Origin of the sequence: Tabrizicola flagellatus, from assembly GCF_008271465.1 — a bacterium.
GTDB classification, from domain to species: Bacteria; Pseudomonadota; Alphaproteobacteria; order Rhodobacterales; family Rhodobacteraceae; genus Tabrizicola; species Tabrizicola flagellata.
The window spans coordinates 267,813-286,286 of the sequence record NZ_VMDU01000003.1 but is presented as its reverse complement, the minus strand read 5'-3'; the positions used below and the strand labels follow the sequence as shown (position 1 = coordinate 286,286).

Here is an 18,474-nt window from a genome sequence, read left to right as displayed (position 1 = left end):
ATGACCTCCACCAGCCCCTCCGGGTCCACCGCGGCCGAGGCCGAAGCCTTCCTTTCCGCTCATCCGGAAATCGAGGCCTTTGACATTATCCTGCACGACACCAACGGAATCGGCCGGGGAAAGATCATCCGCCGGCATGAGCTTTTGTCTTTTTACAACAACGGCCGCCATCTCCCCATCTCGATCCTCGGCCTCGACATCTGCGGCGAGGACGTGCACGAGACCGGGCTGATCTGGGATCAGGGCGACGGCGACCTGCGCGCCTGGCCGATCCCCGGCACGCTGAAGGCCCTGCACAACACCCAGCCCCCGCGCGGCGAGGTGTTCATGTCGATGTACACGCTCGACGGCGCGCCGATGACCTCGGACCCCCGCCACGCCCTGCAACGCCAGGTGGATCTCCTTGCGCAGGACGGCCTCCATCCCGCGGGCGCCTTCGAGCTGGAATTCTTCCTCCTCGACCCCGAGCGCGGCCCGGACGGCAAGATGCAACCCGCCCGCGACGTGCTCGACCGCCGCAAGTCGACCAAGACCGAGGTCTATTCGGTCGATCACCTGCACGGGATGCTGCCCCTCTTCTCCGACATCTACGCAGGCGCAGAGAAGGCAGGGATCAAGGCCGAGACGCTCATTTCCGAATACGCCCCCGGCCAGTATGAACTGACGCTGCACTACCGCACCGATGTGATGCAGGCCGCCGACGACCTGATGCGGCTGAAGCGCATCGTCCGGGCGCAGGCCCGGGCGCACGGCGTCGTCGCCTGCTTCATGGCAAAGCCGAACGAGAACTACGCCGGCTCCGGCATGCACTTCCACGTCTCGCTGCTGGACGACACGGGCCGCAACGTGTTCGTCGAGAAGGAAGAGGGCAAGTGGAACCCGACCATCCTGCATGCGCTTGGCGGGCTGAAGGCGACGATGGGCGAAAGCATGCTGGTCTTTGCCCCGCACGCGAACTCCTGGCGGCGGTTCGCCAGCCAGTCCTACGCGCCGGTCAGCCCCACCTGGGGCGTCAACAACCGCTCGGTTGCGCTGCGGATCCCGGCCGGCGACATCAAGGCCCGGAGGATCGAACACCGCCCCGCCGGCGTGGACGCGAACCCCTATCTCGTGGCCGCAACGGTCCTGGCCGGTATCCGCAAGGGATTGAATGAACGGATCGACCCCGGCCCGGAAACCACCGGCAACGGCTATGCCGACGAGGATGCCTCCGGCATCCCGACCGACTGGAAGGCGGCCATCGACGCCGCGAAACGGTCGGCCTTCCTGAAGGACGCCCTGGGCGAGGACATGCACCGCACCTTCACCGCGATCATGGCCGCCGAATATGCCCGCGTGATGCGGACTGTCAGCGAGGTGGACTTCGACCTCTACCTGCACACGGTCTGACGGCCGGGAGCCGATTTCTTCAAAGAAATCGGTCCGGATCCTTCAAAGGATCCGGTCCCTGGCCCACCGGCAGGCGCCCTTGCAGACCGGCTCGCCCCGCACGATCGCCGCCGCGATGATCCCCGGCACCCGCGCATCAAGGCCCACCGGCGGCAGGATGCGGCCCGTGAACCGCGCCTCGGCCAGCGCCGCCGGGATATCCTCGCTCACATGCCCGCCCTCGGCGGCAAAGAACGGCAGGCACACGCCCCCGCGCCCGATGAGCGAGGCGAGCTGCGGCTCCTGGTCGATGAACCCAGCCGCGACATCGGCCCCGGTTTCCGCCGCGATCCGCCCGGCGACATGAAGCGCAATGTCCGACGGCGCCGAGGACTTGAACGACCCATGCGCCGCAAGGATCACCTGATCCGCCCCTGCCTCGCGCACCAGGGTCACGCAGAGATCATGCACCAGGGGATCGCAGCCGAAGGGCTCCAGCACCGTCCAGTCTCCTGCCCCCGCTGCGGACAGCCGCTGCGGGATCTGCACCCGCGTGAACCAGCCCCCGGCCATGAACATCGGGAAGACCACTCCACCCGGCCGGCCGGCCACCGCCCGCGCGATCGCCCCCTCCTCGGCCAGCGTCGCCGCGCCGACACTCCACCCGGGGCTAAGCGCCTCGACACGCGCCGCCAGCGCCTCCAGCGCCGCCCCCGCGGGACGAGGGTCGGACGGCTGGCCATGGGCCACTATGACAGCATGCCGGGTCATGCGCGGAAAGGTGACGCCTGGCAGGCGAAGGTCAACCCCTCGGGCGGTCAGGGCATCCGGCTGGCGATGTAACGGGCGAAATCGTAGTTCGGCCGCTCCAGATGGCTCAGCGCGCCGGGTTCCGACAGGCCCGCGCACAGCCCCTTCCAGACCCGCTCGACGCAGCCCTTGTCCTCGACATTGACGTCATCGAGCAGCGCCTTCACCGCCGCCAGATGCGCCGGGGCTTCGGGGTCGGCCACCCACTCCGCGCTCATCCCGCCGCCGAACAGCACCCGGACCGCGCCCGGACCATCCGGGGTCAGGGACAGATACCAGAAATACCCCGGCGTCAGCGTGATCAGCAGCGCCGGATAGATCGCCAGAAGCCAGGTGATCCGCCGGTCATCGCCCTGCAAGACCGTGTTCGACGGATGCGCCAGCGCCAGCGGCACCGCGTCGTTCTTCACGATCCAGTGGTAGTTGAACGCCTCTTCCCCCGGCGGGCATTCCATCAGGTTAAGGTCGCAGGACCCGCCGATGGTGCCGGCATGGCAGACCGGCAGGTGATAGCTTTCCATGAAATTCTCGGCCAGCACCTTCCAGTTGGTGTTCCAGCGGAATTCCTCGCGGAAGGCCTCGCGGTAATCCTGCATCCGCAGATGGCCCACCAGCCGGTCCACGCCGCTCAGCTGCTCGGCCACCGGCGGCGCATCGGGGTTCAGCGTCACCATGATCCAGCCCTGCCAGTCCTCGACCCTTATGGCGGGCAGCCTCACGTCCTCCTTGCAGAACCCCTCGTTCCGCGCCATCGCCGGCGCCCCGCGCAAGGATCCGTCCAGGTTGTAGGTCCAGGCATGATAGGGGCAGACGATCGACCGCACGTTCCCCCGGCCCTCCAGCAGAGTGCTCATCCGGTGGCGGCAGACGTTGGACATCCCCCGCAAGACCCCCTCGCGGTCGCGCAGGATGATGACCGGCTCGCCCGCGATCACCATGGTCAGGTAGTCGCCGGGGTTCGGCAACGCATCCGCCCGCCCCGCACAGAGCCATTCCTTCGCGAAGATATGCGTCTCTTCGGCCTTGGCGAAGGCCTCCGAAGTATAAACGGATTTCGGCATCGCCCGCGCGCGCTCGAACGGGACCGCGACATTGGCGCGCAATTCGGCAATGGCAAGCGAGGGATCGTGCTGGGTCATCGGTCTGGCCTCCTGCCCCCCTCTCTGCCGCCCCGGGGCCGCGACTTCCAGCGGAAATGCGCCCCTCAGGCGGGGAAATGCGCCCGGATCGCCGCAGCGAAGGCCTCGGCCAGCGCCGGGTTCGCCTCGGCGTCGTAGTGGATCCCGTCGATGGGCGAGACCCTGACCACCTGCCCCGCATCCAGGAACGGCACGCCGGCGCGCCGTGCCGCTGCCGCCACCTCGGACGCCAGCGCCTGCGACTTCGCCGCCCCGCCGGCGAACATCCCCGCAAGGCACCCGACCTCGACGATCGGCGGCGGCGCGACCAGCAGCACGCCCGGGGCCTTGCCTCCGGGCCCGCAGTCCGAGGCCCGGATCAGCCGCACCAGCCTCTCCAGCGAGAGCGCGATGTCGCTGGCATTGACCGAGAACCGCTCCTTCAGGTCATTTGTGCCCAGCATGACCAGCACGACGTCGATCGGCCTGTGGCTTTCCAGAAGCGCGGGCAGCACCGTCAGCCCGTTGCGGTGCGCGCCTTCCACCGGGTCGTCATGCACGGTCGTGCGGCCCGGATGGCCCTCGGCGATAACCTCCCAGTCGGGAAGCAGCCTGGCCAGCCGTCCCGCCCAGCGCTCTTCGCGGGAAAAGCGCCCGCCCGCGCCCAGGTCCGGCATCGGCATCGTGCCATGCGTGTTGCTGTCGCCGAAAAGCAGGACCGTCCGCGTCATCTGCGCCTCCTTGTTGCCGGCGCAGGCTAGCGTCCGGGCCGCGACAAATCCACCCCGTCCGGCACCGCCGGCCCGCGTATCTGATTGACGTACCTCATGGCCCGGCCGATACTCGCCACCGGAAACCTGGAGCCCATCTTGCGGCCAACTGTGAACGATATCGCCCGCGAGGCCGGTGTCAGCCTTGCCACGGTCGATCGCGTCCTGAACGCGCGGCCCGGGGTGCGGGCAAAGACCGTCAAGGCGGTGAACGACGCAATTGCGCGGCTGGGCTACGTCCGCGACCTGACCGCCGCGAACCTGGCGCGCAGCCGGAACTACCGGATGGCCGTCCTGCTTCCCGATACGGAAAGCCAATTCATTCAATCCCTTGCGGCCGCACTGGTCGAGGCGGGCCAGGCCGCCGCCCCCAGCCGCACCGAACTTCGCCTGATCCGCTTTCCGGCCGAGGACCCGCACGCGCTGGCCGCCCTTCTGGGCAGCCTGTCCAGCCGCGACCTTGCCGGGGTCGCGCTGATGGCGCCGGAGACGCCGGTGCTGCGCGATGCGGTCCGCGCGCTGCGCGCCCGCGGCTTGCCCGTGGTCGCGCTGGTCTCGGACCTGCCCAACGCCGACCATTTCATCGGCATCGACAACCGCGCCGCGGGCCGGACGGCCGGGGTGCTGCTCGGCCGCTTCCTCGGCGGGGGGCCGGGGCAGGTCATGGTGTTGGGGCAGTCGCTTCTCGCCCGCGACATGATCGAACGCCGTCGCGGATTCGACGAGGTGATGCAGCGCGACTTTCCGGGGCTCGAGGTCCTGCAATCGCTGGAAACGCACGGCTCGCCCACGACCCTGCGCCAGGTCGTGACCGAGATGCTGGCCAACGCGCCCCGGGTGCGGGGGATCTACGCGATGGGCGGGGGCAACCGGACCCTGACGCAAGTGCTTGGCGAGATGGGACTTTCCGGCAAGCTCACCGTGGTCTGCCACGAATTGACCCCGCATGTCCGGCAGGCCCTGCTGACCGGAGAGATCACCGCCGTCATCACCCAGAACCTCGGCCACCTCGCCCGTTCGACCCTGCGCGTCCTGCGCGCCAAGGCCGACAACCAGCCGCTCGACGAAAGCCAGGAACAGATCCGAATCGAGATCGTCCTGCGCGAAAACCTGCCCGACCTGCCCGCCCCGGCATCTGCCGCAAGGATCGACCGGGTCGCCTGAGCCCGCCTCAAACCGCTTTGACCAAACGCGCCAACCAAATTTGAGGTACGCACCTCAAAAACGCTTTACAGGCCCGTCCGCTTTTGCCTATCGTCCCTCCAATCCGAAGAAGGCCCGGCATCCGCACGGGTCCCAACCAACCACCGGGAGGACTACATGAAGCGCACGACACTTGCCGCCTCGGCGGCCATCGCGCTGGTCTGGGCGAGCCAGGCCAATGCGCAAGCCAACGAACTCACCCTGTGCTGGGCCGCCTGGGATCCGGCGAACGCGCTGGTCGAACTGTCGAAGGATTTCGAGGCGCAGACCGGCACGAAGATGAAGTTCGAGTTCGTGCCCTGGCCGAACTTCGCCGACCGCATCCTGAACGAGCTGAACTCGGGCGGTCAGCTCTGCGACCTCCTGATCGGCGACAGCCAGTGGATCGGGGGTGCCGCCGAGAACGGCTGGTATGTCAAGCTGAACGACTTCTTCGACAAGGAAGGCATCAGCATGGACGACTTCGCGCCTGCGACCGTCTATGCCTATTCGACCTGGCCCAAGGGCACGCCTAACTATTACGCGCTGCCTGCCATGGGCGACGCGAACGGCTGGTTCTACCGCAAGGACTGGTTCGCCCGCCCCGAGATCCAGGCCGAGTTCAAGGAGAAATACGGCCGCGACCTGGCCGAGCCCAAGACCCAGAAGGAACTGCTGGAAATCGCCCAGTTCTTCCAGGGCCGCGAGATCGACGGCAAGACGGTCTACGGCGCCTCGATCTTCACCGAGCGGGGCTCGGAGGGCATCACCATGGGCGCGACCGGGGCGCTCTATGCCTGGGGGTTCAAGTATGAGAACACCCCCGGCAAGTATGACATGGAAGGCGCGGTGAACTCGCCCGAGGCGGTGGAAGCCCTTGAATTCTACAAGGAACTTTACAAGACCGCGACGCCTCCGGGCTATGACAACGCCTACATGGAACAGTCGCTCGACGCCTTCAAGTCGGGTCAGGTGGCGATGGCGATGAACTGGTTCGCCTTCTTCCCCGGCCTCTATGCCGATCCGAACACCGGGGGCGACAAGATCGACTTCTTCGTGAACCCGCCGCAGAACGTGGCCGCCTCCACCCTCGGCGGACAGGGGATCAGCGTGGTGGCCAACACCGACAACATGGATGGCGCGCTGGCCTACATCAAATGGTTCGCCAATCCCGAGGTGCAGAAGAAATGGTGGGCCGCCGGTGGCTATTCCTGCCACAAGGCGGTGCTGGAGGACCCGAACTTCGTGAACACCGCGCCCTTCGCCGGAGACTTCCTGGAGGCGATGGCCGGGGTGCAGGACTTCTGGCAGGAACCGGCCTATGCCCAGCTTCTGCTGGCGATGCAGGAACGGCTGCACAACTACATCGTGGCCGACCAGGGCACCGCGAAAGAGGCACTGGACGGCCTGATCGCCGACTGGACCGAAATCTTCCAGGACGAGGGCAAGCTCTAGTCTCCCGTAGCGCGACGCTCCCCGCCCGGCGCCTCCCCTCCCCCATGCAGGGGGAAGGACGCGCACAGTCGCCTCGTTGCGCCAAAGCTTCTTCGCCGGATCAGCCGATGACCAACCCCATCGAAGCCGCCGCCCGGGCCACGCCCGCCGCCCTCGCCCGCCGCGTCCGGGGCCTCAGCGACCGCGCCATAGCCTGGATCTTCGTGGCCCCCACGATCTTCCTGCTGCTTGCGATCAACATCTTCCCGCTGATCTGGACGGTGCGGCTGTCCTTCACCAACTTCGCCGCCAACCGGCCGAACCGCGAGGTGGAATGGGTCGGCCTGCGCAACTACACCCGCATCCTGACCGACGCCGGTACCTGGGAGACGATGCAGACCACGGCACATTTCCTGGTCTGGACCATCGCCCTGCAAGTGCTGATCGGCTTCACCCTCGCCTGGCTCATCAACCGGAAATTCAAGGGCAACGACCTGCTGACCACGCTGATCGTGCTGCCGATGATGCTGTCGCCGGCCGTGGTGGGCAACGTCTGGACATTCCTCTACCAGCCGCAGATCGGCCTGGTGAACTACATGGTCGAACTGGTCACCGGCACCCCAGCCTCTTCCTTCTCCATGCTCGGCCCCGGGGGCCTTGCGAAATGGTCGATCATCATCGTCGACACCTGGATGTGGACCCCCTTCGTCATGCTGATCTGCCTGGCGGGCCTGCGGTCGATCCCCGACTACATCTATGAGGCGGCCGAAGTGGACCGCGCCTCGAAATGGCGGCAGTTCTGGACCATCACCGTGCCCATGGTGTTGCCTTTTCTCATGTTGGCAGTCCTTTTCCGCGGCATCGAGAACTTCAAGATGTTCGATATGGTCAATCTCCTGACCGGCGGCGGTCCGGGGAACGAGACCCTTCTCACCTCGATCGACCTCAAGCGCGAAGCCTTCGAGAAATGGCGCACCGGCTATTCCTCGGCCTATGCGATCATCCTGTTCGTGACCGTCTTCGGCCTCGCCTCGATCTACGTCAAGGCGCTGAACAAGGTGAAGGAACGGTGATGTCCCCGCGTCCAGCCCACCACCAGGCCGGGGCCCGCCATGCCCATCCCCTCCTCACCTGGGGGAGGGGCGCCGCCCGGCCCGTCCGTTTCGCGCCAGCGCATCCTTCCCGCGCCTCCCTCCCCCCCTCGTGGGGGAGGGATGGGGTGGGGGGGCACCCCGCCAGATCAGGAGCGCATCCATGAGCGCCTATTCCGTCACCGAACCCTCGAAAGCCTCGAAATGGGCTGCGGGCCTGCTGGTCGCGCTCTATACGATCATCACGCTCCTGCCGCTGGTCTGGATCATTTCCACCAGCTTCAAGACCGGGCCGGACAGCATTTCATACCCACCGAAGGTTGTCTTCGAACCCTCGCTCGAAGGCTACGTCAACCTCTTCACCACCCGCACCCGGATCGCGGCCGAGGATTTCGCGGCGCTGCCCCCGCCCGAGACCTGGTATGACAGGATCGTGCGCGATCAGGGCATGGTGATCGCCGGGCAGTCGCGGTTCGGCGAAAGGTTCATGAACTCGGTCATCATCGGCTTCGGCTCGACCTTCCTGTCGATCTTCCTCGGCACGCTGGCGGCCTATGCCTTCAGCCGGTTCAGGGTGCCGCTCAAGGACGACCTCCTGTTCTTCATCCTCTCCACCAGGATGATGCCACCCATCGCCGTCGCGATCCCGATCTACCTGATGTACCGCGAGCTTGGTCTGTCCGACACGCATCTCGGCATGATCCTCCTCTACACGGCCGTGAACATCTCCCTCGCCGTCTGGCTCCTGAAAGGCTTCATCGACGAGATCCCGCGCGAATACGAAGAAGCCGCGCTGATCGACGGCTACACCCGCTTTCAGGCCTTCCGCAAAGTGGTGCTGCCGCAGGCCGCGACCGGCATCGCCTCGACCGCGATCTTCTGCCTGATCTTCGCCTGGAACGAATATGCCTTTGCCGTGCTTCTGACCTCGGGCAACGCCCAGACCGCGCCGCCCTTCATCCCGACGATCATCGGCGTCGGCGGCCAGGACTGGCCCGCCGTGGCGGCTGGCGCCACGCTCTTCCTCCTCCCGGTGATGATCTTCACCATCCTGTTGCGCAAGCACCTGCTGCGCGGGATCACCTTCGGAGCCGTCCGCAAATGACCAACCCGACGCACCCCCCTTGCGCAACCCCAGGATTTTTCGTCGAAAAATCCTGGTCCCCCGACAGTGCCGGAGGCGCCGCATGACCTTCCTCGCCTCCTTCGCATCCGGTCTCCTCCGCCTGCGTCGCGGCCCGTGGGAGATGCTGGCGACATTCCTGATCGCCCTCGGCGTGGTGATGCTGATGCAACCCTTCTTCCTCTGGGCCTATACCTGGTCCTTCCTCGTGACCCTGGTCGGGACGGTCATGTTCATCATCGTCTCGCATTTCCCGGAATAGACATGGCCGAGATCGTCATCCGCAACCTCCGCAAGGAATTCGGCGCCTTCACCGCCGTGCAGGGTTCGACCTTCACCATCCGGGACGGCGAGTTCTTCATGCTGCTCGGCCCCTCGGGCTGCGGCAAGACCACAACGCTGCGCATGATCGCGGGCCTCGAACTGCCGACCTCCGGCCAGATCCTGATCGACGGCGAGGACGTGAGCCAGAAGCCCGCCTCGCAACGCGACATCGCCATGGTCTTCCAGATGTTCGCGCTCTACCCGCACATGAACGTACGCAAGAACATCGCCTATCCGCTTGTGTCGCAAGGCGTTCCGCGGGCCGAGGTGCAAAGGAAGGTGGCCGAGGTCGCGCGCATCCTGCGCATCGATCACCTGCTCGACAAGGGCGTCGGCGGCCTCTCGGGCGGCGACCGCCAGCGCGTAGCCCTCGGCCGTGCCATCGTGCGCAACCCCAAGGCCTTCATGATGGACGAACCGCTCGGCGCGCTCGACGCCGAATTCCGCGAGATCATGGCCGAGGAACTGCGCGCGCTGCACGACCGGATGCACGCCACCACCGTCTATGTCACCCACGACCAGCTTGAAGCCATGCAGATGGGCGACAAGATCGTGGTGATGAATCACGGCGTCGTCGAACAGTTCGGCACCCCGCAGGACATCTACGACCACCCCGCCACCCTGTTCGTCGCCGACTTCATCGGCAGTCCCGCGATGAACTTCCTGAGGTTCGAGGGCAGCGCCCCGGCGGGTGCCGCGACCGTGACCCTCGGCGACACGCCCATCGCCCTTCCCGAACTCCGGGAGGCCGCCAGCGGCAGCCTCGTCCTCGGCGTCCGGCCCGAACATGTCGCGCTCTCCGACAGCGCCCCGCTGCGGGCCCGCATCGAGGCGGTGGAATATCTCGGCACCACCCAGATCGTGACCCTCTCCACTCCCCAGGGAACGATCAAGGCCCGCACGCCCTCCACCCTGCCCGCGCGACCCGGCGACCTGACGGGCCTTGTGCTGAACGCCTCCCGCCTGTCGCTCTTTGACGCCACCACCGGCCGCGCCTTCCGCACCGCCGCAAATGCCGGGGTCAACCATGGCTGAGGTCACGCTCTCGAACCTGTCCAAGTCCTACGGCGCGACCCGGGCGTTGAAGGATGTCACCATGACCATCCCCGACGGCGCCTTCGTCGTGCTGCTCGGCCCCACCGGAGCCGGCAAGACCACCACCCTGCGCCTGATCGCCGGCCTCGACCGGCCCGACGCGGGCGACGTCCGCATCTCCGGCCAGTCGGTCCTCCGCGACACCCCTGCCCAGCGCGACGTGGCGATGGTGTTCCAGCAATACTCGCTCTATCCCCACCTCAGCGTCCGCGACAACCTCGCCTTCCCGCTGCGGTCCCCGATGATCGCGATGCCCGAGGACCAGATCGCCCGCCGGGTGCAGGAGGTGGCCGAGGTCCTGCGCATCCCGCACAAGCTCGACAACAAGGCCACGGCCCTTTCGGGCGGCGAGATGCAGCGCGTCTCGATCGGCCGGGCGCTCGTCCGCAACCCCCGCATCTACCTGATGGACGAACCGCTCTCCTCGCTCGACGCGAAACTCCGCGCCGACCTGCGCGTAGAACTCAAGCGCATCCATCAGGACCTCGGCGCGACCTTCCTTTACGTCACCCACGACCAGATCGAGGCGATGACCATGGCCACCCATGTCGGTGTGCTCGACCACGGCCGCCTCGTCCAGTTCGGCACCCCGCGCGAGATATACGAGACCCCCGTCTCGGCCTATGTCGCCTCGCGCCTCGGCCAGCCGCACATCAACCTCCTGCCCGCCGACGCCTTCGGCGCCCCGCCCCCGAACGCCGCGCAGATCGGTCTGCGCCCGGAACACATCCATATCGGGGAGGGCGTCGAGGCCGCGATCTCCCGCATCGAGCATCTGGGCGACCAGACCCGCCTGCACCTGACCTTCGGGCCGCATGCGCTGGTCACGCTCACGGACCCGCACACGCCTCTCCAACCGGGGCAGACCGTCAGGATCCGCCCGCACAATCCCCTCTGGTTCGACGCCGCCGGCAACCGCATCTGAAAGGCCAAGCCCATGAAACAGTTCATGAACTCCCGCGAAAGCCTCGTCACCGAAGCGATCGACGGCCTCCTGAGAACCTCGGGCGGAAAGCTTGCCCGGCTGGACGGATACCCCCATATCCGCGTCGTGATCCGCACCGACTGGGACCGCTCCAAGGTGGCGCTGGTCTCGGGCGGCGGCTCGGGGCACGAGCCCAGCCACGCCGGTTTCGTCGGCCAGGGCATGCTGACGGCGGCCGTCTGCGGCGATGTCTTCGCCTCGCCTTCGGTGGATGCCGTCCTCGCCGGCATCCTCGCCGTCACCGGCAAGGCCGGCTGCCTCCTCATCGTCAAGAACTACACCGGCGACCGGCTGAACTTCGGCCTCGCGGCGGAACGCGCCCGCGCCTTCGGCCTCAAGGTCGCCATGGTCATCGTCGATGACGACGTGGCGCTGCCCGACCTGCCACAGGCGCGCGGCGTCGCCGGAACCCTCTTCGTCCACAAGATCGCCGGCGCCATGGCCGAATCCGGCGCCGACCTCGACACCATCACCGCCGCCGCACAGGGCGTCATCAGGGGCGCCATCTCCATCGGCATGTCGCTGGACACCTGCACCGTCCCCGGCTCGCCCAAGGAAGACCGCATCGGCCCCGGCAAGGCCGAGCTCGGTCTCGGCATCCATGGCGAGGCCGGGATCGAACAGGTCGATTTCTCCGGCGCGCGCTCGGCCATGCAGATGGTTGCCGAGAAACTCCTGCCCCACACCGGCCCCGGCGACCACGTCGCGCTCCTCAACAACCTCGGCTCCACCACGCCGTTGGAGATGTCGGTGCTGGCCGAAGAACTCGCCCGCTCCCCCTTGGGCGCCAAGGTCAAGTGGATGATCGGCCCCGCGCCGCTGATGACCTCGCTCGACATGCACGGCTTCTCGGTCTCTCTCCTGCCGGTGGACCACGCGCAGGTGACCAGCCTCGCCGCCCCCGTGGCCCCCCACGCCTGGCCCGGCCTCTCCCCGTTCGGGCAGGTCGTCGTCAAACCGCTCCCTGACGGCCTTGCGCCGATCCAGCCGGTGCCAAGCGCCCACCCCGCCCGCCGCGCCCTGATCGAGCGGTGCTGCAAGGCCCTGATCGCCGTCGAATCCGACCTGAACCAGCTCGACGCCAAGTCGGGAGACGGCGACACCGGCTCCACCCTCGCCGGGGCCGCCAAGGCGCTCCTCGCCGCCCTCGACCGCCTCCCCCTCGCCGATCCGACGCAGCTTTACCGCGCCATCGGCATGGAGCTTTCGCAGACCATGGGCGGCTCCTCCGGCGTCCTCCTCGCCATCTTCTTCGCCGCCGCCGGCGACGCCTCCGCCTCCGGCAAGACCTGGATCGGCGCCCTCACCGCCGGCCTCGACCGCGTGATGCAGGTCGGCGGCGCCGCCCCCGGCCACCGCACCATGATCGACGCCCTGGCCCCCGCCCTCGCCGCCCTCCCGCAGGGAGTTGCAGCAGCCGCGAAAGCCGCCCGCGAAGGTGCCAACGCCACCGCCCAGATGACCCGCGCCAAGGCAGGCCGCGCGAGCTACCTCGCCGCCGACAAGCTCAAAGGGCACAACGACCCGGGGGCCGAAGGCGTGGCGCGCCTGTTCGAGGACCTCGCCAGGGGCTGATCCCCGCCCCACCCGTCATCCCCGCGCACGCGGGGATCCAAAGCGACCGACGCCGCGCCAGCGTAGGGTGCGCTACAGCGCACCGCAGCTCTTGCCACCCGTCTCACAGATCCGCCCGGCACTCTCCGACCGAAGGAACAGCAGGAAGGCCGGCTTGTCCCCTGCTCCAGGACAGGACCGACAATCCCATTCATCTGTCCGCGAATATCCCACGGGTGCAGCCTTGGTTGTGCCATCGGTTCAAGCAACCAATGCTGCGCTGGGGTGTGCCCCCCCCCCGGCCGCCAGCCCAAGGCGCAGCCGTCACGCCCCCGGGACCGGGCCCCGGCCCCAGGCGCCTCCCCCCCCTCCGTGGGGGAGGGATGGGGTGGGGGGGGGGCCGCCGAAAGCAGGTTGACACCCGGTAAACGCCCACGCCCATCCCGCTGATTCCAAACCGGAATCAGAAAATGTCCACCGTGGACACTACCCCTCGCGCTGGCCCACGTTCTGGTCGATCAGATACCTCTGAGACAGCGGGATCGCCGCGGCCCCCAGGGCCCGGGCATCCGCCCCCACCGTCCCCTCCCGGATCACCGGCGGCTCGATCCCGGCGAGGTCGAGGCCCAGCAAGGCCGCCCTCGTCCGCCGCACCACCTCGGCCCGGACCGAGACCGGCATCCACCCGTCGATCAGTACCGCCTCGATCTCGAGGAGAGCCGCCGCCGCCAGCGTCGCATGGGCCAGCGCCCCCGCCGCTTGGTCGAGCCACGGTCCCAGCACGCGGTCCGAGACCTCCCAGCGGTCATGCTGGCTCCACAGATGGTCCGACGGCTCCCCCGCTGCCTCCATCGCCTCGGCAAGGACAGACATCGAGGCCAGGTCGATCAGCCGCCGCGTGCCCCCGCCCGGCGCGGGCACCTGGATCGACCCCACCGCCGCCGCGTTCCCCGTCCGCCCCAGGTAAAGCTGGCCGTTCATCACCAGCCCGCCGCCGATGAAGGTCCCGAAGTAAAAGTAGAGGAAATCCTTCGGCCGCTCCCCCGTCCCGAAGATCAGTTCCGCCCCGCAGGCCGAGGTCGCGTCGTTCTGGACATAGACCGGCAGCCCGGTGATCGCCCCCAGCTCCGCCCCCAGGTCGCGCGACCGCCAGGCGTCCATCTCCGCCTGCGGCACTCCCAGGACCGAGACCCAGTTCCACAACTGGAAGGGCATCGCCACGCCCATCCCCATGATCCGCCCGCGCAGCGCCGCCGGGAGTTCCCCCGCCAGCGCCGGGACTGCCTCCCTGACGAAGCCCACCACCGCATCCGGCGTGGGATAGCGATAGACCTTCCGCCGCGCGGCCCGCATCCGGCCGCGGAAGTCGGTCAGCACCAGGTCCGCCGACCGCCGCCCCAGCTTCAGCCCGAAGAAGAACGCCCCCTCCGCCGCCAGCGACATCGGGATCGAGGGCTGGCCCACCCGCCCCCGCACCGGCTCGCCGCGTTCGAGAAGCCCCTCCTCCTCCAGCCCGCGCATGATGACGCTCACCGTCTGTGCCGAAAGTCCCGTCATCCGTGCGATGTCGGACTTGGCCAGCGCGACGTGACGGCGCACCAGCGACAGCACCAGCCGCTCGTTGTGGTCGCGCATGCCGGATTGGTTCGTCCCCCGCGGGGCGTCGGCATCGGCGAGGCCGCGGTCGAGGGAGGTTTCCGGCATCCGTCCCGCCCCCTCAGCCCGCCGGCCCGATCACGCCCTTGCGCAGGATGACATTGGCAAACAGCGCCGTCTCGCTGGTCGCCACCACCGCATGCGCGGCCCGGATGCGCGGATAAAGCGCCTCTCCCGCCAGCGGCACCGCTGCCATGCCGGGGGCCATCCGCGCGAAGAGGGCGTCGATCTGCCGATGGATTTCACCCGCCTGCGCCGGATCGTTGTTCAGGCTGGCCCGGAACAGCGCCGCCGGGACCGCCCGGTCCAGCGGCATCACCGTCAGCACCGCCTCGACCACCGCCAGCACCCCGTGACCATCGGCACGGACCAGCCGACGGGCATGCTCGGCCGCTGGATAGTTGCCGTCCACGATGGCAATCTCGTCCCCGTGCCCCATGGCGCGCAGCGTCGCCAGGAAGTCCGGCCCCAACAGGGGCGGAATACCGATCAGCATGGCCTCCCCCTCCTCCCGGGTGTGGCGGTCCGGACAAAGGCGGTCCGGTCCCTGCCTCGCAGACTGCGGTCGGAACGGCATCCTGTCAATAATAAATCACAGTGATTTATTTATCTTGACGCAAGGGAGGGAATCGGCTTTTCTTGGCCTTGGCGCAGGGCCTCCGGGTCGGCGCACGAATTTCGTAACGGGGGCCCGAAGGCCCCCACCTTGGGAGGAAGACCATGAAAGTCATCACCAAAGCCCTTCTGGGCGCGGGCGCGCTTGCGCTGTCGGCAGGCTTCGCCTCGGCCGAAGGCGTCTCGGCCTGCCTGATCACCAAGACCGACACCAATCCCTTCTTCGTGAAGATGAAGGAAGGCGCCGAGGCCAAGGCGGCCGAGCTGGGCGTGACGCTGAAGTCCTATGCCGGCAAGATCGACGGCGACCATGAATCCCAGGTGGCCGCCATCGAGGCCTGCGTGGCCGACGGCGCCAAGGGGATCCTGATCACCGCCTCGGACACCAAGGCCATCGTCGACTCGGTCAAGGCCGCCCGCGACGCCGGCGTCCTCGTGATCGCGCTCGACACCCCGCTCGACCCGATCGACGCGGCTGACGCGACCTTCGCCACCGACAACTTCCAGGCCGGCCTCCTGATCGGCCAGTGGGCCAAGGCGACGCTCGGCGACGCAGCGGCGAACGCCAAGATCGCGATGCTCGACCTCGCCATCTCGCAGCCCTCGGTGGACGTGCTGCGCGACCAGGGCTTCCTGACCGGCTTCGGCATCGACACCGTGGACATCAACAAGTGGGGCGACGAGACCGACCCGCGCATCGTCGGCAACGAAGTCACCGCCGGCAACGAGGAAGGCGGCCTGAAGGCGATGGAAGCCCTCCTCGCCAAGGATCCCGACATCAACGTAGTCTACACCATCAACGAACCTTCGGCCGCCGGCGCCTACGAGGCGCTGAAGGCCGCCGGCAAGGAAGGCGTGCTGATCGTCTCGGTCGATGGCGGCTGCCCCGGCGTGCAGGACGTGAAGGACGGCGTGATCGGCGCCACCTCGCAGCAGTATCCGCTGCTGATGGCCTCGCTCGGGGTCGAAGCCATCGCCAAGTTCGCCGCCGACGGCACCAAGCCCCAGCCGACCGAGGGCAAGAACTTCTTCGACACCGGCGTGGCCCTGGTCACCGACAAGCCGGTCGAGGGGGTGGAGTCGATCGACACCGCCAAGGGGATGGAGCTCTGCTGGGGCTGATCCCCGACCGTCAAGGTGCAGGCCGCAGTTGATTTGCGGCACCGCTTGACCCCATGCTGATGTGCAAGGGCGGCCATCGCGCCGCCCTTCGCATAACCGGCCGGCCGATGCAGCCGGACCCAGGGGAGGGAACGCATGACCAATGATGCCAAGTCGGTCTCCGGCGCCTATGAGGCAGGCCTGAAGGGGGCCGCGGAAACCGTTGCCGAGTTTCACGAAGAACAGAATGCGCTGAAGAAACTGCAGCACTGGCTGCACCAGACGCCCTCGGCCGTGCCGATGATCGTGCTGGTCGTCTCGGTCATCGTCTTCGGGCTCCTGGCCGACAATTTCTTCAAGGCGGCCACTCTGTCCACGATCCTGCAACAGATCGCCATCGTCGGCATCCTCGGCTGCGCCCAGACCATCGTGATCCTGACTGCGGGCATCGACCTTTCGGTGGGCGCCATCGCCGTCTTCTCCTCGGTCCTCATGGGCCAGATGACCTTCCGCTACGGCATCCCCGCACCCGCCGCCATCGCCATCGGCCTTGCGCTCGGCACCGCCATGGGGGCACTGAACGGTTTCCTGATCGCCCGGCTGAAACTGCCGCCCTTCATCGTCACGCTCGGGACCTGGCAGATCCTCCTGGCCTCGAACTTCATCTATTCCGCGAACGAGACGATCCGGTCCTCCGACATTGCCGAAAAGGCCCCCGCCCTTCAGTTCTGGGGCTATTCGATCGAACCGGGCGGAGTGAAGGTGCTCTACGCCGTCTTCCTGATGATCGCGCTGGTGGCGATCATGGCCTATGTGCTGCGCCATACGGCCTGGGGACGGCACGTCTATGCCACCGGCGACGATCCGGCGGCGGCGGAACTGGCGGGCGTGCCCACGAAGAAGGTGCTGATCCAGGTCTATGCGCTGGCCGGCCTCTTCTGCGCAATCGCGGGGTGGGTGATGATCGGCCGCTTCGGCTCGGTCTCGCCCACCGCCTCGACCGGGCAGCTCGGCAACATCCAGTCGATCACCGCCGTGGTGATCGGGGGCATCTCGCTCTTCGGCGGGCGCGGCTCGATCGTCGGCATGTTCTTCGGCGCGCTGATCGTCGGCGTCTTCGAGATGGGCCTGCGCCTCGTCGGCACCGACCCGCAATGGACCTTCTTCCTCATCGGCGTGCTCATCATCTTCGCCGTGACCGTGGACCAGTGGATCAGAAAGGTGGCCAGCTGATGGAACCGATTCTCAAGGCACGCGGCCTGACCAAGCGCTACGGCAAGGTCACCGCGCTGAACGACTGCGACTTCGACCTGATGCCGGGCGAGATCCTCGCCGTGATCGGCGACAACGGCGCGGGGAAATCGACGCTGATCAAGGCGATCTCCGGCGCCGTGGTCCCGGACGAGGGCAAGATCTGGCTCGAGGGCCAGGAGGTCAGCTTCAGGACGCCCATCGAGGCCCGCGCCGCGGGGATCGAGACGGTGTACCAGACCCTCGCCATGTCCCCCGCGCTCTCCATTGCCGACAACATGTTCATGGGGCGCGAGCTGCGCGCGCCGGGGATCCTGGGCTCGCTCTTCCGCAAGCTCGACCGCCCCAAGATGGAGAAGTTCGCGCGGGAAAAGCTGAACGAACTCGGGCTGATGACGATCCAGAACATCAACCAGGCAGTCGAGACGCTCTCGGGCGGCCAGCGCCAGGGGGTGGCGGTGGCCCGCGCGGCGGCCTTCGGGTCCAAGGTGGTGATCCTCGACGAACCCACCGCCGCGCTCGGCGTCAAGGAAAGCCGCCGGGTGCTGGAGCTGATCCGCGACGTGAAGAACCGCGGCATCCCGATCATCCTGATCAGCCACAACATGCCGCATGTGTTCGAGATCGCCGACCGCATCCACATCCACCGTCTCGGCCGCAGGCTCTGCGTGATCCGGCCGCAGGACTATTCGATGTCGGATGCCGTGGCCTTCATGACCGGCGCCAAGCTGCCCGAGGGCGTGACCGAAACGGTCTGAGGCCCGTCCCTCTCCTGCCGGGGCATCGCGGTCGCAGCCGTGCTGCCTCCGGCGGGAGTATTTCCGGAAAGGGCAAGCACGGATCGCCCGCGCCTTGCCCTTTACCCAAATACTCCCCGCGGAGCGGCCGCACGTTCCACCCCGCGCCGCCGTCCGGTCCGGCGCCGCGGCAGCCCGGCCGAGGGGGGCTCCGCTGCGGCGGGGAAACGCGCCACTGGCGCCTTTCCTGATCCGCCTTG

Annotated in this window: 17 protein-coding genes; 12 read left to right on the top strand and 5 right to left on the bottom strand. The window is 67.6% G+C overall.

Features of this window, described 5'->3' with window-relative positions; all coding sequences use genetic code 11:
- Positions 1-1,389, top strand: a complete 1,389-nt coding sequence (locus FL625_RS07295; RefSeq protein WP_149587977.1) for a glutamine synthetase family protein — start codon at positions 1-3, stop codon at positions 1,387-1,389.
- Between the two features lie 42 nt (positions 1,390-1,431).
- On the opposite strand, the gene FL625_RS07290 is transcribed toward FL625_RS07295, so the two are convergent.
- The 3 genes from FL625_RS07290 to FL625_RS07280 all read right to left on the bottom strand — a co-directional run bounded on the left by FL625_RS07290 (position 1,432) and on the right by FL625_RS07280 (position 4,027).
- Entirely contained in the window at positions 1,432-2,139 is a 708-nt protein-coding gene (locus tag FL625_RS07290) for a sirohydrochlorin chelatase (protein ID WP_149587976.1), read from the bottom strand.
- A 47-nt stretch (positions 2,140-2,186) separates the two neighbouring features.
- The gene (locus FL625_RS07285) at positions 2,187-3,317 is read right to left on the bottom strand and encodes an aromatic ring-hydroxylating oxygenase subunit alpha (RefSeq protein ID WP_149587975.1); all 1,131 of its coding nucleotides are present in this window, start codon (positions 3,315-3,317) and stop codon (positions 2,187-2,189) included.
- A gap of 65 nt (positions 3,318-3,382) precedes the next feature.
- A complete protein-coding gene (locus FL625_RS07280) occupies positions 3,383-4,027 on the bottom strand; it encodes an SGNH/GDSL hydrolase family protein (RefSeq protein ID WP_149587974.1) in 645 nt (214 codons plus the stop codon).
- Between the two features lie 150 nt (positions 4,028-4,177).
- Here FL625_RS07280 and FL625_RS07275 point away from each other — a divergent pair, with 150 nt between their 5' ends.
- From FL625_RS07275 to FL625_RS07240, 8 genes are all read left to right on the top strand, one after another.
- Entirely contained in the window at positions 4,178-5,230 is a 1,053-nt protein-coding gene (locus FL625_RS07275) for a LacI family DNA-binding transcriptional regulator (protein ID WP_200833902.1), read from the top strand.
- A 156-nt stretch (positions 5,231-5,386) separates the two neighbouring features.
- Positions 5,387-6,703 (top strand): ABC transporter substrate-binding protein, encoded by a 1,317-nt coding sequence (locus FL625_RS07270; protein WP_149587972.1) that lies wholly within the window; start codon positions 5,387-5,389, stop codon positions 6,701-6,703.
- A 107-nt stretch (positions 6,704-6,810) separates the two neighbouring features.
- Complete coding sequence (locus FL625_RS07265; RefSeq protein ID WP_149587971.1) at positions 6,811-7,755, top strand: carbohydrate ABC transporter permease; 945 nt, start codon at positions 6,811-6,813, stop codon at positions 7,753-7,755.
- Positions 7,756-7,936: 181 nt separating this feature from the next.
- Positions 7,937-8,878 carry a carbohydrate ABC transporter permease gene (locus FL625_RS07260; RefSeq protein ID WP_149587970.1) on the top strand — a complete coding sequence of 314 codons (942 nt, stop codon included), beginning with the start codon at positions 7,937-7,939 and terminating at the stop codon, positions 8,876-8,878.
- Between the two features lie 82 nt (positions 8,879-8,960).
- Positions 8,961-9,158: a hypothetical protein gene (locus tag FL625_RS07255; RefSeq protein WP_149587969.1), complete on the top strand. Its 198-nt coding sequence runs from the start codon at positions 8,961-8,963 to the stop codon at positions 9,156-9,158.
- 2 nt (positions 9,159-9,160) lie between these two features.
- Positions 9,161-10,255 carry an ABC transporter ATP-binding protein gene (locus tag FL625_RS07250; protein WP_149587968.1) on the top strand — a complete coding sequence of 365 codons (1,095 nt, stop codon included), beginning with the start codon at positions 9,161-9,163 and terminating at the stop codon, positions 10,253-10,255.
- Complete coding sequence (locus FL625_RS07245; protein ID WP_149587967.1) at positions 10,248-11,240, top strand: ABC transporter ATP-binding protein; 993 nt, start codon at positions 10,248-10,250, stop codon at positions 11,238-11,240. The genes FL625_RS07250 and FL625_RS07245 overlap by 8 nt, the downstream gene beginning before the upstream one ends.
- A 12-nt stretch (positions 11,241-11,252) precedes the next feature.
- Complete coding sequence (locus tag FL625_RS07240) at positions 11,253-12,875, top strand: dihydroxyacetone kinase subunit DhaK (protein WP_149587966.1); 1,623 nt, start codon at positions 11,253-11,255, stop codon at positions 12,873-12,875.
- Between the two features lie 465 nt (positions 12,876-13,340).
- Here the strand turns inward: FL625_RS07240 and FL625_RS07235 are convergent, their stop codons facing one another.
- Positions 13,341-14,558 carry an ROK family protein gene (locus FL625_RS07235; protein WP_149587965.1) on the bottom strand — a complete coding sequence of 406 codons (1,218 nt, stop codon included), beginning with the start codon at positions 14,556-14,558 and terminating at the stop codon, positions 13,341-13,343.
- A gap of 13 nt (positions 14,559-14,571) precedes the next feature.
- A complete protein-coding gene (locus FL625_RS07230) occupies positions 14,572-15,006 on the bottom strand; it encodes an RbsD/FucU family protein (RefSeq protein ID WP_149587964.1) in 435 nt (144 codons plus the stop codon).
- Between the two features lie 224 nt (positions 15,007-15,230).
- Between FL625_RS07230 and FL625_RS07225 the strand changes: the two genes are divergently transcribed.
- The 3 genes from FL625_RS07225 to FL625_RS07215 all read left to right on the top strand — a co-directional run bounded on the left by FL625_RS07225 (position 15,231) and on the right by FL625_RS07215 (position 18,235).
- Entirely contained in the window at positions 15,231-16,247 is a 1,017-nt protein-coding gene (locus FL625_RS07225; RefSeq protein ID WP_200833901.1) for a sugar ABC transporter substrate-binding protein, read from the top strand.
- 135 nt (positions 16,248-16,382) lie between these two features.
- Entirely contained in the window at positions 16,383-17,459 is a 1,077-nt protein-coding gene (locus FL625_RS07220; RefSeq protein WP_149587963.1) for an ABC transporter permease, read from the top strand.
- Entirely contained in the window at positions 17,459-18,235 is a 777-nt protein-coding gene (locus FL625_RS07215) for an ATP-binding cassette domain-containing protein (RefSeq protein ID WP_200833900.1), read from the top strand. The genes FL625_RS07220 and FL625_RS07215 overlap by 1 nt, the downstream gene beginning before the upstream one ends.
- Positions 18,236-18,474 lie beyond the last annotated feature (239 nt).

Excerpts from the sequence above, each read along its gene's own strand:
- FL625_RS07295 (WP_149587977.1), top strand. The coding sequence starts at position 1 with ATGACCTCCACCAGCCCCTCCGGGTCCACCGCGGCCGAGGCCGAAGCC.
- FL625_RS07290 (WP_149587976.1), bottom strand. The coding sequence starts at position 2,139 with ATGACCCGGCATGCTGTCATAGTGGCCCATGGCCAGCCGTCCGACCCT.
- FL625_RS07285 (WP_149587975.1), bottom strand. The coding sequence starts at position 3,317 with ATGACCCAGCACGATCCCTCGCTTGCCATTGCCGAATTGCGCGCCAAT.
- FL625_RS07280 (WP_149587974.1), bottom strand. The coding sequence starts at position 4,027 with ATGACGCGGACGGTCCTGCTTTTCGGCGACAGCAACACGCATGGCACG.
- FL625_RS07270 (WP_149587972.1), top strand. The coding sequence starts at position 5,387 with ATGAAGCGCACGACACTTGCCGCCTCGGCGGCCATCGCGCTGGTCTGG.
- FL625_RS07265 (WP_149587971.1), top strand. The coding sequence starts at position 6,811 with ATGACCAACCCCATCGAAGCCGCCGCCCGGGCCACGCCCGCCGCCCTC.
- FL625_RS07260 (WP_149587970.1), top strand. The coding sequence starts at position 7,937 with ATGAGCGCCTATTCCGTCACCGAACCCTCGAAAGCCTCGAAATGGGCT.
- FL625_RS07255 (WP_149587969.1), top strand. The coding sequence starts at position 8,961 with ATGACCTTCCTCGCCTCCTTCGCATCCGGTCTCCTCCGCCTGCGTCGC.
- FL625_RS07250 (WP_149587968.1), top strand. The coding sequence starts at position 9,161 with ATGGCCGAGATCGTCATCCGCAACCTCCGCAAGGAATTCGGCGCCTTC.
- FL625_RS07245 (WP_149587967.1), top strand. The coding sequence starts at position 10,248 with ATGGCTGAGGTCACGCTCTCGAACCTGTCCAAGTCCTACGGCGCGACC.
- FL625_RS07240 (WP_149587966.1), top strand. The coding sequence starts at position 11,253 with ATGAAACAGTTCATGAACTCCCGCGAAAGCCTCGTCACCGAAGCGATC.
- FL625_RS07235 (WP_149587965.1), bottom strand. The coding sequence starts at position 14,558 with ATGCCGGAAACCTCCCTCGACCGCGGCCTCGCCGATGCCGACGCCCCG.
- FL625_RS07230 (WP_149587964.1), bottom strand. The coding sequence starts at position 15,006 with ATGCTGATCGGTATTCCGCCCCTGTTGGGGCCGGACTTCCTGGCGACG.
- FL625_RS07225 (WP_200833901.1), top strand. The coding sequence starts at position 15,231 with ATGAAAGTCATCACCAAAGCCCTTCTGGGCGCGGGCGCGCTTGCGCTG.
- FL625_RS07220 (WP_149587963.1), top strand. The coding sequence starts at position 16,383 with ATGACCAATGATGCCAAGTCGGTCTCCGGCGCCTATGAGGCAGGCCTG.
- FL625_RS07215 (WP_200833900.1), top strand. The coding sequence starts at position 17,459 with ATGGAACCGATTCTCAAGGCACGCGGCCTGACCAAGCGCTACGGCAAG.